The sequence below is a fragment of the Chryseobacterium antibioticum genome, assembly GCF_012927325.1.
In the GTDB taxonomy this organism is placed as follows: Bacteria; Bacteroidota; Bacteroidia; order Flavobacteriales; family Weeksellaceae; genus Chryseobacterium; species Chryseobacterium antibioticum.
Genome location: NZ_JABBGI010000047.1, coordinates 1 through 17521, shown reverse-complemented (window position 1 = coordinate 17521; position 17521 = coordinate 1). Strand labels below are relative to the sequence as shown.

Annotated in this window: 18 protein-coding genes; 3 read left to right on the top strand and 15 right to left on the bottom strand. The window is 36.9% G+C overall.

Going from position 1 to position 17521, the window contains the following annotated elements; translation table 11 throughout:
- Positions 1–278 precede the first annotated feature (278 nt).
- The 3 genes from HHL23_RS21720 to queG form a co-directional block, all read right to left on the bottom strand.
- On the bottom strand, positions 279–929 hold the full coding sequence (locus HHL23_RS21720; RefSeq protein ID WP_169236831.1) for a murein L,D-transpeptidase catalytic domain-containing protein: 651 nt from the start codon (positions 927–929) through the stop codon (positions 279–281).
- A 6-nt stretch (positions 930–935) separates the two neighbouring features.
- Positions 936–1619, bottom strand: a complete 684-nt coding sequence (locus tag HHL23_RS21715) for a TIGR02117 family protein (RefSeq protein WP_169236830.1) — start codon at positions 1617–1619, stop codon at positions 936–938.
- A 352-nt stretch (positions 1620–1971) separates the two neighbouring features.
- The gene (queG, locus tag HHL23_RS21710) at positions 1972–2916 is read right to left on the bottom strand and encodes a tRNA epoxyqueuosine(34) reductase QueG (RefSeq protein WP_169236833.1); all 945 of its coding nucleotides are present in this window, start codon (positions 2914–2916) and stop codon (positions 1972–1974) included.
- Positions 2917–3091: 175 nt separating this feature from the next.
- On the opposite strand from queG, the gene HHL23_RS21705 reads away from it, so the two are divergent.
- The gene (locus HHL23_RS21705) at positions 3092–3391 is read left to right on the top strand and encodes a rhodanese-like domain-containing protein (protein WP_169236829.1); all 300 of its coding nucleotides are present in this window, start codon (positions 3092–3094) and stop codon (positions 3389–3391) included.
- Between the two features lie 26 nt (positions 3392–3417).
- A complete protein-coding gene (locus HHL23_RS21700) occupies positions 3418–4035 on the top strand; it encodes an HD domain-containing protein (protein ID WP_169236828.1) in 618 nt (205 codons plus the stop codon).
- 590 nt (positions 4036–4625) lie between these two features.
- On the opposite strand, the gene HHL23_RS21695 is transcribed toward HHL23_RS21700, so the two are convergent.
- The 11 genes from HHL23_RS21695 to HHL23_RS21645 all read right to left on the bottom strand — a co-directional run bounded on the left by HHL23_RS21695 (position 4626) and on the right by HHL23_RS21645 (position 13598).
- Complete coding sequence (locus HHL23_RS21695) at positions 4626–5396, bottom strand: alpha/beta fold hydrolase (RefSeq protein ID WP_169236827.1); 771 nt, start codon at positions 5394–5396, stop codon at positions 4626–4628.
- Between the two features lie 15 nt (positions 5397–5411).
- Entirely contained in the window at positions 5412–6401 is a 990-nt protein-coding gene (locus tag HHL23_RS21690) for an NAD(P)H-dependent flavin oxidoreductase (RefSeq protein WP_228464927.1), read from the bottom strand.
- Between the two features lie 61 nt (positions 6402–6462).
- Positions 6463–6720, bottom strand: a complete 258-nt coding sequence (locus tag HHL23_RS21685) for a hypothetical protein (RefSeq protein ID WP_169236826.1) — start codon at positions 6718–6720, stop codon at positions 6463–6465.
- The gene (locus HHL23_RS21680) at positions 6717–6944 is read right to left on the bottom strand and encodes a hypothetical protein (protein ID WP_169236825.1); all 228 of its coding nucleotides are present in this window, start codon (positions 6942–6944) and stop codon (positions 6717–6719) included. The genes HHL23_RS21685 and HHL23_RS21680 overlap by 4 nt, the downstream gene beginning before the upstream one ends.
- A 93-nt stretch (positions 6945–7037) precedes the next feature.
- The gene (locus HHL23_RS21675; protein ID WP_169236824.1) at positions 7038–8402 is read right to left on the bottom strand and encodes a peptidylprolyl isomerase; all 1365 of its coding nucleotides are present in this window, start codon (positions 8400–8402) and stop codon (positions 7038–7040) included.
- 87 nt (positions 8403–8489) lie between these two features.
- Positions 8490–9413 (bottom strand): PfkB family carbohydrate kinase, encoded by a 924-nt coding sequence (locus HHL23_RS21670; protein WP_169236823.1) that lies wholly within the window; start codon positions 9411–9413, stop codon positions 8490–8492.
- 27 nt (positions 9414–9440) lie between these two features.
- Positions 9441–9998 (bottom strand): gliding motility lipoprotein GldD, encoded by a 558-nt coding sequence (gene gldD, locus HHL23_RS21665; RefSeq protein ID WP_169236822.1) that lies wholly within the window; start codon positions 9996–9998, stop codon positions 9441–9443.
- A gap of 44 nt (positions 9999–10042) precedes the next feature.
- Positions 10043–11077 (bottom strand): A/G-specific adenine glycosylase, encoded by a 1035-nt coding sequence (gene mutY / locus HHL23_RS21660; protein WP_169236821.1) that lies wholly within the window; start codon positions 11075–11077, stop codon positions 10043–10045.
- Between the two features lie 152 nt (positions 11078–11229).
- Positions 11230–11703, bottom strand: a complete 474-nt coding sequence (locus HHL23_RS21655) for a hypothetical protein (protein WP_228464925.1) — start codon at positions 11701–11703, stop codon at positions 11230–11232.
- A 65-nt stretch (positions 11704–11768) separates the two neighbouring features.
- Positions 11769–13130, bottom strand: a complete 1362-nt coding sequence (locus HHL23_RS21650; RefSeq protein ID WP_169236819.1) for a DUF5458 family protein — start codon at positions 13128–13130, stop codon at positions 11769–11771.
- A gap of 21 nt (positions 13131–13151) precedes the next feature.
- Positions 13152–13598, bottom strand: coding sequence for a type VI secretion system contractile sheath small subunit (locus HHL23_RS21645; RefSeq protein ID WP_228464923.1), 447 nt, complete (start codon positions 13596–13598; stop codon positions 13152–13154).
- 357 nt (positions 13599–13955) lie between these two features.
- On the opposite strand from HHL23_RS21645, the gene HHL23_RS21640 reads away from it, so the two are divergent.
- Positions 13956–15002 carry a hypothetical protein gene (locus HHL23_RS21640; protein WP_169236817.1) on the top strand — a complete coding sequence of 349 codons (1047 nt, stop codon included), beginning with the start codon at positions 13956–13958 and terminating at the stop codon, positions 15000–15002.
- A gap of 64 nt (positions 15003–15066) precedes the next feature.
- Here the strand turns inward: HHL23_RS21640 and HHL23_RS21635 are convergent, their stop codons facing one another.
- Positions 15067–17163: a M13 family metallopeptidase gene (locus tag HHL23_RS21635; RefSeq protein WP_169236816.1), complete on the bottom strand. Its 2097-nt coding sequence runs from the start codon at positions 17161–17163 to the stop codon at positions 15067–15069.
- Positions 17164–17521 lie beyond the last annotated feature (358 nt).

The window sequence follows — 17521 nt, the reverse complement described above, 5'->3', positions numbered from 1 at the left end:
GCTTCTATGCTGCTCCTGATCTATAAAAAAGCAAATGATTTGGGCTACAAAACCGCTAAAAGACGCATCAAAATGGAACTTCGGGATATGATTACTGCAATTTTAATCGTATTTGCGGGAGGGGATCTAGGAAAGGTTTTCAAAACATAAGAATGCAAAAAAAAATGACCGGAATTTCTTCCGACCATGACTATCCTTAGGGGCGGCTTTTATCGTAAAAATTCAATCCAGAACCGGATGGGAATACGTTTTTAAATGATGAATGTCATTCACCTTTGCTATTCATTATAAATCCACATCAGAACAGGCTTCCCTGTCTTTTGAATGAGAGGATCAATTTCTTTCATAGCGTTATTGGAAACCGTGGGACAACCCCAGCCTTCCGGAGAACCTTTTGGAAAAACTTCATCGTCACTCATTTGGTCCCATGAATGAAAAACAATATATCTTTTCAACGCATTGCTGTTTGTTTCCTCCAGACCATGCATTAAATATTTTATATTAATTCCCCATTCACTATGCCCTCTTCCCTGCAGTTTATATTTCCCTAAGGACGAAAGATGGCTTCCGTCTTCATTGCTGAACTTTGGATGGTCTTTGGAGTCGTCACGACTCCATGAATTTACACCACAGCCATGCCCTACAAGATATTTCCTGATCACCGACTTCGTTTTAAAATCCCAAACAAAAAACCTCTTGATTCCTGAATGCAGGCTCATATCGATCAGAATACAGAAATCTGTACTGAGTTTTTTTGAAACACAGAATTTTAAAGCTTCTTCCGCTTTATCCGCAACTTCAGAAATATTCACTTCGGGCCTTTTTTCTACTTTTTCTGCGGAAATTTCCGGAACCCGATTGCTTTCGTTACGTTCTTTAGTGCACGAAAACACAAGGTGAATAACCAAAATTAAGGTGACTAGCTTCATTGAAAGTTATTTATAGTGTCTGAAAATACCAAAATCAGAAGGTGTCCACAAGGCAGCTTTCTGCCCCGCTGCCTTCAGAGCATCGTTTGCCCAGGTGTTGCAAGTATAAAGGAAGCTGTATGTGCCCTTAGCATCATAAAATGCATCGTTCACATCATAAACAGCATTAGTAGGAATCACGATAAAATTTCCGTTCTGATCTCTATCAAATTTACCTTCAACAAATTTGACCAGATTTTTATATTGGTCTCTGCTGATCATAATCATTTTGCAGTCCTCACCTTCTTTCATCGTTTTGTAATAAGAGCAGTGCATCGCAGAATCGCTGAGCCAGAATGCAGCTTTAAGAGCGGTAGAAGCCTTTAAATCTGCCCACGTTGGGGTATCAAGATAAAAACCTTTATCACCCCAGCCTATTCCTATATAATTATAATCAGTACTCTTTGATTTGGTATTGGAAAACGGAACTTTTGCTCCCCAATCCTGAAGATCATTTTTCACGGGCATTACGATGTCGGTATGCACACCGTTTGTATAAATATAGATCGGGATATCTTTTGGCTGTCCGTCGTCATCTGAAGAAACTTCTATGAGTGGCAGCACAAGCCCCAAAATAACATAGAGCACGACAATTCCCAAAATAATTCCTATGATTTTCAGGATATATACCAATACAATTTTCGCAGTCATATTTTAATACAATTTAATCTTCAATTTTCCGTAAAAGTATTTGTTTTAATCCAAAAAATGATTAAATTTAGTTACGAAATATTCACAAATATGCGTAAAAATGTAAAATCACAAAAAAGATTTAAAGTAAGAGTGAAAATTGCTCCAAAAAGAGTACAAAAAAAACGTTGATTTTCTGTGGGATTTCTCATCTCATGAAAGTCAATTTTTCTTTTTAGGAAAAGTTTTCAAAAAGTTCTTACTGAATTAGATCTTATCCTCCTTAAGACGTACAGCTTAAGGGATGGACAGTTACCCACCAAGTTTTGGAACTAAAAAATTCCAAATAAGGATTTGTCACCAAAAATTTATCCTAAAGCTTATCTGAAGAACGTTCCAAAAATTCGATATTCCGCTTCAGACCTGCAAATTTCGTTCTCTTCACAGGGGACTTCCTGAAGATCTCAGAGAATATTTCCTGAGTAATTTCTTTCCATTCCTCTTTTTTGAAATTTTTCAACGATTCATTCGGGACAAATCTGTTTTGTCTATTTGGAGCAGAAAACCGGTTCCACGGACATACATCCTGACAAATATCGCAGCCGAACATCCAGTCTTCCATTCTGTCTTTGAAGTAATCCGGTATTTCATTTTTGAGCTCTATGGTTGCGTAAGAGATACAGCGGCTTCCATCAATAATCTTTTCTGAAACAATAGCATCTGTAGGGCATGCATCGATACACTTTCTGCAGGTTCCGCAGTGGTCTGTCGTCGCATGGTCGGGAACGAGCTCCAGATCGCAGATGATTTCAGCCAAAAAATAGAAAGAACCGTTCTGTTTGGTGATGAGATTGGCATTTTTCCCTACCCATCCTATTCCTGATTTTCTGGCCCAGCTTCTTTCCAAAACCGGTGCAGAATCCACGAATACCCGGAATCCAAACGCTCCTATTTCTTCCTGAAGTTCTGAAACCATTTCACGGAGAATTTCTTTCACCACTTCATGATAGTCTTCTGCGTAGGCATATTTAGAGATTTTGTAGTTCTCTAAGGCTGAGATTTTTTCTTCTGGAAAGTAGTTGTAGGAAAGTGATATAACAGATTTTGAACCTTCTACGAGCAACCTTGGATCTAGTCTTTTATCAAAATGGTTTTCCATATATTTCATTTCGCCATGAAAATTATTTTTAAGCCATTTTTCAAGATTCGGTGCATCTTCTTCTAAAAATTCTGCTTTCGAGATCCCACAACTCTGAAACCCAAAACGATCTGCTTTGGACTTAATGAGTTGGGAATATTTTTCGGCACTGGAATTCAGAATTTTCACCTTGCAAAATTAAGATTAATTTATCAATCTTCTGCTTTTCAATTCAAGTGCTCATCAGCTCAAAATTTTAAGGCTTTTTTGTGAAAATTTAAGTTTTGATAAAGAGTTTTTTCAGGAAAAAATTGCGTATTTTCGTTCTTATTTTTTAATCTAAAATTAAACAGTTATGTCTTTAATAGAAGTTATACAGTCAGGAAATTATGAATTGATAGATGTCCGTGAGCCAATGGAGCTTGAAATGGACGGAAATATAGATGGCGCTAAAAATATTCCTCTGGGTGAAGTAGAAGACAGAAAAGAAGAAATCTTATCTGTTGAAAAGCCTGTGATCTTATTCTGCAGAAGTGGAAACAGAAGCGGAAAAGCATTGGAATATCTTAACGGACAAGGCTTGAAAGAAGGTCATAACGGCGGAGGCTGGGCTGACCTGAAAGCAGTACTAGAAGCAAATCAAGGAACTTTTTAAAGTTCCTTTTTTTATTTTCACCCACTATGAATCTAAAGGAAAGATTTACAGATCTCTGTCTTCCATTTTCGAAAGACCAGGATCTTATCAGCAGCTTTTGGCAGGAAATTGAAACAAAGTACTCTGAAAAAGGCCGGCATTATCATGATCTTTTCCATCTCGAAAATATGTTCCGTGAACTGGGAACTGTAAAAAGCAGTATTGAAGATTTTGCTGCTGTTTCATTTTCTGTTTTTTATCACGACATTATTTATAATGCTTCGTCTAAATCCAATGAAGAAAAAAGTGCATTATATGCTGAAGACAGGCTTCAACAGCTGGGTTTAGATAAAGATGCGGTTTCAAAAATCACCAAACAGATTTTAGCTACAAAAGCACACGGAAAATCTGACCATAGAGATACCAATTATCTTTTGGATGCTGATCTCTCCATTCTTGGAAAAGATGTAGCTATTTATCTGGATTATACCCGGAAAATCAGAAAGGAATATTCCATTTATCCTGATCTTCTTTATAAGCCCGGAAGGAAAAAGGTACTCAGCCATTTTCTGGAACTTGAAAGTATTTTTAAAACCCATGAGTTTCAGGACAAGTATGAGCTTCAGGCAAAGGAAAATATAGCCACCGAGCTTAAGCTTTTGTGAATATCAATAACAAAAAGAGATGCAGCAAAAGCCGCACCTCCTTCCAAAGCATCCATTTCAAACACAACTATTTTATATTTCGTCAATAAAGATTAATCGAAATCTTTCTTAATTTTTTATGGACATTTTTTTTCAAAATTTTATTTTTAAAATCTCCTGCATCACCTTTTTACATTTCAAAAATACAAATACCCATGTCACTTTACGTGATTTCCATTGTATGTTTTGTGTAATTTTCATCCTGATAAATACTGGAAAAATCAAACCGTCTTACTAACCTTTTATCAATTTAAAAGCAGTTAAATATTTTAAAAATTTCGGAGGAATGGATTTATAATTTATTAAGAATATAAATTATTTATTTTTTGATTTTCGCTAAAAACTATACAAATAGGAATACACAGGTCGTGTAAATCCGTATTAAATAACCCCGAAAAAAGGATTTGACCGTTTTAATAATGTGTATATTCCATACAAACAGTTAAATTCATCTCAAATCTGTACACATAAAATTCAGTCAGGGCTATACATGTTGGAAAACAAAAAAACACCTTGTTTTAAGGTGCTTTTATCATATGATTATTCAGTAATCAGCTGTATTGTTTAATAAAGTCTGTTGTCTTTTTGAGAACCAGTTCAGGAACTTCTTTATGAGGGGTATGCCCTGTTTCGGGAATGATATATTTTTCGGAAGGTCCGTTTACCTGAGAAATTGTTTTTTCAACCTGATCAAAGGTTCCATATTCATCAGCTTCCCCCTGAATGAACAGTAAGGGGCATTGTATATTTTTTAAAAGGGATTCGATATTCCAGCTTCTATAGTCATCGCGGGTCCAGGTTTCTGTCCAGGCTTTGAAAAGCATTTCTACTTTATCGCCGTGGTATTTCTGCAGACGTTCAGCCAGATTGGTCGTTCTGTAGGCATCCCAGGCATCATAAACTCCTTTTAATGTAACCTCTTCTACAAAAATATGTCCAGCTTCACAGATGACGGTTTTTACTCTTTCCGGATACTTTGCTGCTGTTATCAACGCAATGGTTCCACCATCACTGTGTCCGAACAGAATGGCATTGTTGATATTAAGTTGCGCTAACAGATCATTCAACAGATCTGCTTCCAGTTCCATATAATTAACTGATCTTTCGTGAGTAAGCATTGGATCGGATTTTCCATAACCCAGTCTGTCATAAACTAAGACATTAGAACCTGTAGCTTCCGACAATTTCACCGGAAAATCTCTCCAAAGCTGCGTACAGCCTAAGGAATCATGCAGAAAAACGATAACAGGTTTTCCTTCTAATGAGTTGTTGTATGCTGTATAAAGTTTTTGGCCTCTTACTTCAATTATTCTCTCTTCCATTGATTCAAACCTCTATTACAGTGCAGGTACTTTCGCTTCTTCAAATTCCTTCAGTAAATTATTGAAAACAGTTTCTACCGGCAGTATATCATTGATTAAAGCAGAAACCTGCCCTATTTCGAGCTCACCATCCTCCATATCACCTTCAAACATTCCGCGTTTTGCTCTTGCCCGGCCTAATGAAGCTATCAAAGCCTCTTTATCTCTTCCGGACTGGTATATGTCTTCCAGTTCGCCAAAGAATTTGTTTTTAACCATCCTTACAGGGGCCAGTTCTTTTAGGGTAAGATGGGTATCGCCTTCATTTAGTTCTGTAATTTTCTTTTTCCAGTTTTCATGAGCACTTGCTTCTACGGTGGCAGCAAAACGTGAACCGATCTGTACCCCATCTGCGCCTAAGATCATGGCTGCTTTCATTTGTGAGCCGAGTGCAATTCCTCCGGCAGCGATTAAGGGTTTGGAAATATGGTTTTTCACATTCGGAATCAGACAAAAAGTAGTGGTTTCATCTCTTCCGTTGTGTCCGCCTGCTTCAAAACCTTCTGCTACGACAGCATCTACTCCGGCCTCTTCGCATTTCACCGCAAATTTTGTGGATGAAACTACGTGGGCCACTTTTATGCCTTCTTTCTGAAGGGTTTCTGTATAAGTTTTTGGATTTCCTGCGGACGTAAAAACGATCTTTACGCCTTCTTCCAGAATAATCTGGATGATCTCCTCAAGATTGGGATACAACATGGGTACATTAACCCCAAAAGGCTTATCTGTAGCCATTTTACATTTCTGAATATTTTCTCTCAGGATATCAGGATACATGCTTCCTGCCCCTATGATTCCCAATCCTCCGCAGTTAGAAACCGCCGAAGCTAATTTCCAACCTGAATGCCAGATCATTCCAGCCTGAATAATAGGATATTGTATATTAAAAAGCTCTGTAATTCTATTTTGACCTGTCTTCATGTCGTGAAGTTTTTTTGCTGAATTGAAATCTATAAAATTGCTCATGCGTAAAAATACTAAAAACAACGGTTTTCAGTCATTAAAAGTTGAGTAAAATTATTGATATCTACGATGGTTTTAAACGATAATTATTCAGTACTTCATCTATCATCGGGCTTACTGTTAAAAAACGATGAGCCAATTTGTGCAGGTCATCCTGGATGTGATCGGGTTTTAATTCAACCCAGCCTTCCATTAAAGTCAGGGGACCATATTGTACATTCACATTCTCCCAATTGGTCCGGTCGTTTTCAAAACGTATTCTAAATTTTTCGGCAAAATCTCTGGCCGGTATTGTATACCCTTTCAGATTCCTCAGTTTCAATGCATGGATATTGTAATATAATCTACCTTCCCTGATTGTTTTTTCATTAACCCAAACCGAAAAAAAGATTCTGCATTACTGGACCATTCAGGCTTATATATTTTTAAAGCAACGGATTCCAGTATAGCATGTACGAATAGTCGAAGTCCTGCATCATCAAATTCTTTATCAGAAATTGTGTCAACAGCTTCCTGAAATTTCTGCTTATAAAAAAGTTCATCCATTGATTTACATTTATGATCTAAATATAATTTTTTTAGAAAGATGATATGTGCATTTAAACAAAAAAACCTTCAGAAATTCTGAAGGTTCACTATTTATTTTTTGATTGATTCTTTTTTCCAGTTCGCTTTGAACTTACAGTTATCATAACGTCCGTCAATCGATATAAAGGTTGTCGGTAGTTTAGAGTTGACAAACTTCTCAATCATTTCATTACGCTTTTTATTAAGCGCCATCTGCTTGATTCTGTTATAATCTGTTTCCATTGTGATCTGGTGGGCAGGAATCACATCTTCCTGCTTGATGATCTTAACGACTTTTCTCTTATTGTCTTCATCTTCGAAAGCAGAAGTAATATCTCCTTTGTTCAGACCAGCCAGTTCATAACTGATAGATCCCGGGATACTTTCTCTTTCAATTTTATCAGAACCGTCTGCTCCTGCAATCACTCCTGCATTGAACTTCGTTTTCTTATCATCTGAAAATTTAAAAGCAGCATCTTTAAATGTAATCTTACCGGCTACGATAAGACCTTTGATACTGTCTAATTTTACTTTTGCTGTTTTAATTTCGTCATCAGTAGGAGTCGCTTTCAGTAAAATATGTCTTGCGTCATATACTTTCCCTGATTTTTTGATCAGCTGTATGATATGATACCCGAATTCAGATTCAATAGGATCTGAGATTTCATTTTCCTGAAGGTTTAATGCCGCCGCTTCAAATGGCTTCACCATTTGTCCTTTGTAGATGTTTTTATACAATCCTCCGTTTGCAGCAGATCCCTCATCTTCAGAATAAATCCTTGCCTGGCTTTCGAAAGTTTCTCCACCTGCAATATCCTGCTTAATCTTCTTTAATCTTTTGATAAGATCTTCCTTATGAGCTTCTGTCAATTTAGGATACATCATGATCTGAGCTAAAGAAATTTCATCCTTTACTTGCGGAAGCTGCATTTTGTAGAGGTTATAGAAGTCTGTCACCTCATTTGGCGTTACATCTGCCTTTTCAGTGATACGCTGATATTTTGCCTGTCCGTAATACTGGTCGATATCGATCTTTTCGATAGCATTTTTCATTTCAAAGCCGTTTCTGAATTTATATGCTGTAAGCATTGTCTTTTCGTCCGGGAATTGAGAAAGCAATTGACGGTATTTTGCATTCGCCTGCTCTTTAATGGCAGCAGAGCGGTTTTCAATCAATGTATCTTTTTTTGCTTCGTATACAAGAAGTTTGTTGCTGATCAGGTTTTCAAGGAACTCACATTTGTCAGTCTCAGAGGCTCCCTGCTGTTTGGCATAATTCATCTGCTCATTCACATCTGATTCCAAAACAATTTCATCACCGATAACAGCAGCAATACCATCCACTAACTCTCCTGGTTTTAGCTGAGCATTCATGTTTGAAGAGAATATCATCATGAAAATCCCAAGAAGAAAAGTGATTTTTAGTTTATTTGTCATTTTACTATTTTAAACAAGTTGCAAATTTAGAATTCTTAACGAATTAGTCTAAATTTTTTATTATAAATATTTCTTAAAAAGACTTATTTATTGCAGTTCGATATCGAATGTCGTTAATTCTTTGAATTGTCTTAATCTGTCGAACATATCAGATTCTTTTACTTCTTCCAGTCTTTCTGTTCCGAATTTTTCAACGGTGAAAGAAGCCATCGCAGAACCTACGATCAAAGCAGACTTCATAGTTTCGAAATCAACCTTTCCTTTTTTAGCAAGATACGCTGCAAAACCTCCTGCAAAAGTATCTCCTGCTCCGGTAGGATCGAAAACTTCTTCCAATGGAAGCGCAGGGATAGCAAATACTTTACTGTCGTGGAAAAGCAAAGCTCCATGCTCTCCTTTTTTGATGATCACATAATCAGGACCCATTGTGTGGATCTTTTTAGCTGCTTTTACTAAAGAATATTCTCCGGAAAGCTGTCTTGCCTCTTCATCATTGATCGTAATAACGTCTGTTTTAGCAATCATATCCATTAAAATATCCCAGGCTGAATCCATCCAGAAGTTCATGGTATCAAGGATAACCAATTTAGGACGGTTGTTCATTTTTTCCAATACGGATAACTGAACACCCGGGTGTAGGTTTCCAAGCAAAAGGATTTCTGCATCCTGCATAGAATCTGGAATTTTCGGATCAAAATTCTCTAAAACATTCACTTCTGTAGCCAAAGTATCTCTGGTATTCAGATCATTATGGTATTTTCCTGACCAGAAGAATGTTTTTCCTTCTTTTACGATCTCAATGCCTTCAATATTTACACCTCTGTCTGTGAACATATCAAGGTGCTCCTGTGGGAAATCTCCTCCAACAACAGAAACAATACCGGATTTAACACCTAAAATAGATGAAGTGATGCCGATATAAGTGGCTGCACCTCCTAAAATTTTATCCGTTTTACCAAATGGTGTTTCGATCGCATCAAATGCAACGCTTCCTACAACTAAAAGTTTCATATATTTTTCAATGTATTTTAAAGTCAATTATTTTTTCCATTCAAAAGTGTCCAGCAGATGTTTCATATCATTTTTGATATAGTTTACTGCCGGGGCCAAAGAATCTGGTTTCGGTCTTGTATTAAAGTATAAATAAGCAGTCACGAAGTGTTTCGTACTGTCTGTAATGTAAAATTGAAGATTGGAAGCAGTCTGCCCCTTCAGTTCATAGAAATTCCCGTAAACACTTTTATCAGGATATTCAAATGACTTGGTATCTATGGAGCTTGCTTTTACGGTATGCTCATAGACCATTTTCTCAGTTTCTTTGATATGGTCTGCAAAGTCATTCTGTATCGGATAATATGTTACAAAAAGTTTTGCTTTCATTTTTGGGTAGTTGATGTAGTACCAGCACGGCTTTTTAGCATCGGTAATGGATGCAAAATCTGAATATTCGAAGGTATAGGCACAGTTATTTTCAAACTTATGATATTTCGGTTCCGGATATTCCAGACGCAGTTCCCCATAAGGTTTTGGAACATGATCTTTTCCGCACGAAATTAAAAGCAGTGACACAAAAATAAAAATGACGTTTTTTATCATTTTGCAAAAGTACAAATTAGATTTTAGATTTTGGGAGACAAATTTCAGTCTTTCAGTGAGTTTTGGATGTAGTTTTCCAAAGGCTTGGGAAAAGATTTATCATGAGAGCCTTCAAAGTCTGTAATGATATACTTATTTTGTGCGATAAAACGGTCCCAGACCTCTTCTGAATGAACCTCAACGTTTGAAATTTCAATAGTCAGATTCTTATGGGTAAGTTTATGGGTAATTGTTTTTACATTTCTTATAAATGGTTCCAGCTCCGCAGAAATGGTTGGCGGAAACTCAAATAATTTCTTCCAGATGAAGTCATCTTTCCTTTGCTGAATCAAAAACTGCCCGTGTCTGTGGACAAAATAATAGGTCAAAGCCAGATCTTCTGTTTTTACTTTTTTTGTTTTGACAGGATAATCTGAGGTTTTTTCAAGAGAGAATGCAAGGCAGTCATCATTCACGGGACATTCACCACACAGAGGATTTTTAGGCTTACAGATCTCTGAGCCAAGATCCATCATAGCCTGATTAAAATCTCCTACATTTTCAGGCATCACCAATGCCGCAAGCTGAGAGAAATAGGAAAAAGCTCTGGAGTTGGAAATATCGAAATCATCAGCAAAAATGCGGCTTAAAACCCTGTAAAAATTGCCATCAACAGCTGGCATTCTGCCTCCAAAGCAGATGCTTGAAACGGCAGCTGCAGTATATTTTCCTACGCCTTTTAATTTTAAAATTTCATCATAATCCGCAGGGAACGTACCATGATAGTCATTCATGATCTGTTGTGAAGCTTTATGGATATTAATAGCCCGTGAATAGTATCCAAGTCCTTTCCAATAAAGCAGCACTTCATTTTCTTCGGCATCGGCCAGAGTTTTGACGTCCGGAAATCTTTTAATGAAGTTATTGTAATGATTCAGTCCCTGACTGATCCTGGTCTGCTGAAATACAATTTCACAGATCCATATTTTGTAAGGGTCTTTTGTCTGTCTGAAAGGCAGATCTCTTGCATTTTTTTCGTACCAGCCCAGCAGTTTGTTTCCAATATGAAGAAAATCTGAACTTTTATTATCTTTTTCCAAAAATCTTTGTCTGTTTTAATAATTCCGGGAATTCTTAACTGCCTTGCAGCAGGATGACTGTAGATTGTCATGCTGAGCGGAGTCGAAGTATATTTTTATCATATCATTCAAAAATTTGATACAACTTCACTTCCCGTGCTGCAAAGATAAAATTATTTATCCTTTTTAACAGAATATACCGGAGCTGCTTTCAGCCACTGATATCTAAGATTTCTTTCCGCGGCAATAAAACGGTAGCCTTCAAGTTTTTTCAGGTAAAGATAGATGGAGTCATTTTTAAGTTTAAGTCTTTGATCAGACAGGAACGTGAATGGATAATCTACCACTGAGTCCCTTATTGTTTTCAACATTTTTCCGTCTCTTACTTTGTAAAGAAAGAACGTTTTTCCTCTTCCTTTTGAGCTATCTGTCAGTTTTACACTTGAACTTGCAATAACCAGCTCGCTGTCGTCAAAACATTCTTCTTCGTTCATGATATACGCTTTTCCCTCCTGACGTTCGTCTTTAAAAAGATCCACTGCATAATGATCCGGTTCCTTGTATTTTTTTTCACATCCCGATAATACAATCAGCAGGAGTACAGGCAGGCAGAAGCTTAAACTTTTTTTGATTACATTAATTTTCATATGAATTGGCAGTAAAAAACCGATGAAAAAATGCATCGGTTTTATTATTTAAAATTAGGTTCTTATTATTCCTGAGTGTATTGTGCATCCCATTCGTTACCATCATCTCCTTTGTGTCCGTCTAATTTAATAACAAAACTTTTTGTAGGAAAATAAGGGGTCATACGGATATCAAGCCATACTCTGTCTTTATTTGTTTTGTCCTGCTCGAAACGAACGATTTTAAACTTTTCAATCAATTTATCCGGACCTTTGATATTATCAAGGAATGTTACAATCTGTCTTCTCAGATCATCTTCATTCTTGGCATTCCAGTTTTCAAAAGCTCTTCTGTTCAGGAAGTCCAGTAAAACTTTAGTTACATAATCAAATACACGTACTACCGAATAAGTCTGAAGACCTATATTATCCCCTGTAAACAATGTTTTAGCAGAAAATGCCATGATCTTTCCATATTCGTTAACCATCGGAACAAGACCCATTTTTTCTAACTGAGAAATTTCACTTTTCTTCAATTCGAATTTTACAGCGTCTACTTCGTTGATGTTACCGTGTTTTTTACCTGCTGCTACCTGAGACATCAGTGTTTTGTGGATCTTTCCAGCTAATGAAGTGGATGGTGGAAGCTCTACGTTGTCTTCTTCTCCTACTTCTTCAGCTCTTCCTCTCCCTACAAGCCAGTTACACGTCATAATTACGTTACTTCTGTGTAGTTCGCCTCCGGTAAGGTTTGCTGAGTGGAATAAGTCTACAACGTCATCCGGCTTATCAAGGTTGGCGAAATCGGTGACCATCATCACTTTATTCTCGTTACAGATCTTTGCCCATTTTTCAATGACTTTGTTTGACCCTAAATATCCAGGGATTGCCAGGATAGAATAGTTGTCTCTAAGATCCAAACGGTCGTAATAATTCTTGAATTCTTCGGAAATAGCATCGATGAATAAAGGATTATCCAGATCGGAAACCTGTTCAAGGCTTGCATTAACGATGCTTACGTTATCCACTTTATCCAATTCTGTATTTTTATAGAATTGGGCTACAGTTCTGTAGTTGGTTTCCAACAAACGTACTGAGTCAAGTGTATTTTTCAGATTGGTTTTTAAATTCTGATCGGCTGCCTGCGCTTTAGTTTTGCAGGTATCCGCCATTTTATCTGCAGATTCATTCCCTTCCAAAAGGCTTACCCAAAGGTTTATTTTTTGAAGAAGTTCTTTTCTTTCGTCTGTTTTATTGCTATCTGTCAGGAAAATTTCTTTCCTGGCTTTTCTAGTAGGGTTCATATTGGCGATACCGTCTACAACGGATTCAACAAAGCCAAAACCTCCCATTTTATTAAGCTCTGCAAGCGGGTTGCCTTTCGGCTGCCCTGAGTGTTGCTGCTGACCCTGCTGTTGGCTTTCTTGTGCCTGTAATTTGCTATCCATGATTTGATTTAGTGTAAATGGTTATTTTTCAAGTTCTTGTGCCACATCTTTCAATACTTCGATGAATGCAGCTCTGGTCTGGTCGTTCTCAAGCATATTACGCAGAATTTTGTTGGTCTTCAGTTGACGTACGATTTTATTGTACTGCTCCTGCTCCATGCTAAGCTGCTGCAAATAGTCTGATTTCTGAGTAAGATTTTTAGGGGTGAAGTCTGAAAGATTCTGAAAACGGAATTCTTCTTCTACTACACCTCCATCTTCTGTTTCGTGCTGTACAGCGACAGAAGGCTGAAAATGTCTGAAGACATCGTCTACGGACTTTAATCCTGTGATGATTTCAGGGGTATAAGATTCTTCTGTAGTAAGCTGGCTCACTATCAGCGATTTGTTCTCCTGTATTTCCTGAATAGCTTCATTAGCGTCTACTTTTACCTCGTTGCCGCCAACACCATAATTAAACATTGCCATATTATTGTTATTTTGAGATTGTTGATTTTGGTTTGGATCTGTCTTTGAGTAATTTACCGATGAATCAAATAAATTACCAATCCAATGTTTAAATTTAAAAAAAAACTGTAACATACAAAATTTTGTCAAGATTTTTCTTGAAATATTTAATTTAACCCATTATATATATGCCGTAAAATCATGACTTTACGATATCACTAAACTATGAAAAAATAAATAAAAATAAACCATAAGGAGATAAAATAAAATCCTGGTGCATTTTGCGTTTATAAAAAAACATCAAACACATGTTAAAATAGGAATTCCTCCGACGTGAGGAAAAAATATTCTTTATATTTAAATAAAGTAAACAGAGCCATGAAAGATGTAAAGATCGCGTTTAGAAAACCAATATATCCTGTTTCAGAAGCATTAGAGCTGTATTTGGAAAAACATAACAGAACCACCAAGATTCAGTTTCTATATGAAGACCTGCTAAGATTCAGTGACAGTGTGAATATTCTGGATAAGGAGGGCAAAGATACTTTGTGGCTCGGGGTATTGTATTCTGAATATGAGTTTAAAGAAATAGAGGCTAATTTAAATAAGATTTATACTCTTCTTCATTCCGACGGGGATGAGGCTACTTTACCTTATCTGAAAGTAGATACGATTGACTTTTGTACCTTTGGAAACTCTAAGCCTTTTCGAATTCGGGTTAGAAATATTCTGAACGACAATTATACCAATTTCTATATTAAACAGGCTGATGCTTCACGGATATACGGACTGGAAATAGAAGACCTTCTTTCTCCCAACCGGATCAATTTTCTGATTTACAAAAACACCCTGATAGAAGAACATATTTTAGGAATTCCCGGAGATGTTTTCATTCAGAAACATTTACACAACTGTACAGAATCGGAAAAGGCACAAATTTCCAAGGAATTTGTAAAATTCAATGAACGTTGCCTCATTGGGCTGCTTGGTGACATGCGCTCTTATAATTATGTTATTATTCCGATACACGATTTTGATCAGGTTATTTACAGAATCCGCCCTATCGATTTTGATCAGCAGAGTTATGAAGGGAATTTGAAAGTTTATCTTCCCCAATATTTCAAAGAAAACAGCCAAATGGTTAGTATGGTACTAGAAAAACTGAAGCCTAATTCTATAGAACAGTATCGTAAAGAAGTACGTTCACAAATTGTAAAAAGAGTGACCAGTAGCCAAAACAGATTCGATGAGCTTATTTCTATTATGAAAAAAGAAAATATTGCACCGGAAGCCAATGTTACAGAGCTAAAAACAGCTTTACAAAGACTTACCTACGATGTCAATTTCAAATATTGTAAAACCATGGGAGACATTATAGAAACCGGAATAAGGTTTGTCCTGCGGAATTATAGGAAAGCCTATTAAAAAGAGAATCCATCTCACATGAAGTTGAGACGGATTCTTTCTTTTCTAACAATTTTTGGTTATTCTACCAAATTTTTATTCTGTCCTGAGGCGCTTTATACATTTTGTCACCAGGCTTTATATCGAATGCTTTGTTGAATGCATCCTGATTAACCAGCGGACCGAATGCCCTGAACACTCCCGGAGAGTGCGGATCTGTCTTCACCTGGTTGATCATATACTGGTCGGTAGCTTTTGTTCTCCACACGGTTGCCCAGCTCATAAAGAATCTCTGATCCTGAGTAAATCCGCTGATATTCCCCGGATTTCCTTTATCTTTTAAGTACATCTGAAGGGCGTCATAAGCCACAGCTACTCCACCAAGGTCACCGATATTTTCTCCGCTTGTAAATTTACCGTTTACAAAACTTCCTTTTACCGGTTCGTAAGCACTGTACTGAGCAGCCAGCTGTCCTACTTTTGCGTCAAAGTTCTTACGGTCTTCATCTGTCCACCAGTTGTTAAGGTTTCCATCACCGTCAAAACGTGAACCACTGTCATCAAATCCGTGAGAGATCTCATGTCCGATAACCGCACCAATACCTCCGAAGTTGACAGCTGCATCAGCTTTAGGATTATAGAAAGGAGGCTGAAGAATAGCCGCCGGGAAAACAATCTCGTTGTTGGATCCGCTGTAATAAGCGTTTACAGTTTGTGGAGACATTCCCCATTCTGTTTTGTCTACCGGGTTTCCTACTTTATCAAGGCTTTTCTGGTACTGCCACGCAGATACATTCTGAAGATTGGAATATAATGTGGCTCCTTGTTTTGGAGATTCCACTTTTAATTGGGTATAATCTTTCCATTTGTCCGGATAAGCGATCTTTACTGTAAATTTAGAAAGCTTTTCCTGAGCTTTAACTTTGGTAGTTGGAGACATCCAGTCCATATCATTGATATGTGTTTTGAATGATTTTAAAATATAATCAATATAAGTCTCCATCTGAGCTTTTGCCTCAGGTGTGAAATATTTTTCAACATATAATTTACCGAAAGCCTCACCAAGAACACCATTTACAAGAGTAAGTCCTCTTTTGTCCATCGGACGCTGTTCTTTCTGGCCCTGAAGATATTTTGAATAGAAGTCAAATCTGATCTGTTCTAAACTGTCATCCAAGTTACTTGCATTACCGTTAATTAAATGATATTTCAAATAATCTTTCAGAAGAGGAAGGTTCTTTTCAGTGACGAACTGATCCATATTCTGATAATATTTCAGTTCACCGATGATCAGTTTATCAGTATTTACCCCTGCATCCTTCAGATATTTAGCCAGATTAACATTTTTAACCAATCCTGAAAGCTCAGTTACATTTTTAGGATTGTATCTCAAATTGGCATCTCTGTTCTGCTCAAGCGTCAACAGGTAGTTGGCAAGCTGTTTTTCAAATGTTACAACATTTTGGGCAGCCTGTGATGCATCTTTATGTCCTAAAACGCCAAATAACTTTCCTACATAGGTCTGATATTCCGCTAAGGTTTTAGTATTGGCTTCATTTACTTTCTGATAGTAATCTCTTCCTAAACCAAGATCAGGACCGCCAAGATATACCGCATTCATTTTAGAATTCTTCATATCTGCGCTCACTCTCCATCCGTAGAAAGAATTGTCGCCTAATTTTGTTGCTTCAAGAAGGTATTTCTGCAGATCATTAAGGTTTTTGATCGCCTCAATTTTTGCCAGATCTCCTTTAATAGGAGCCAATCCATCTGCATTTCTTTTATTGACATCCATGAAAGATGCATACAGATTCTGGATCTTCTGTCCTTCCGATCCTTCGGCATAACTTTCGGATAAAATTTTGTTCAAAATATCCAGAGAAGCATCATCCACATTCTCTCTCAAAGCATTGAAAGAACCCCAGCTAGCTTTATCTGAAGGGATCTGAGTAGTTTTCACCCAATTTCCGTTCACATAGCTAAAAAAGTCATCCTGCGGGCGAACGCTTTTATCCATATAAGATAAATTGATCCCCTCCTCTTTTACTTCTTCTTTCACAGGTTCTGCAACGACAGCCGTGGTTTCAGTTTTTGTTTCTGTACCTACAGTTTTAGCCGTTCCGCATGAGTTTAAAAATACAATGCCGGAAAAGGCAAGTATTCCAATATTTAGCTTTTTCATTAAAAAAATTTTGATTGTATACAAACTAACCAAATATACGAACTTTAATAATAAGTGATAAATGATAATTGATAAACGATGATGAATTATCGGTTCGGGGTTATCAAATTTGAGAATTTGAGTATAATAGAGTTTGGGAATGCTAAAATTAATTATTAAGATCAGAATTGTTTGTCCAGCTCTCCCAATTCCTTCAACCAGTCATTTACAATCTGCTACTAAAAAAACAATGAGTCCGTCTCACAACCAGTGAGGCGGATTTTTTTTGTATTTATTCGTTTTTCTTTTGAAGTTTTTTCCAGTTTGAAAAGTGTCTCTTATGCCACTTTCTTTCTTAGGTTGTGAGCTAAAGCATGTA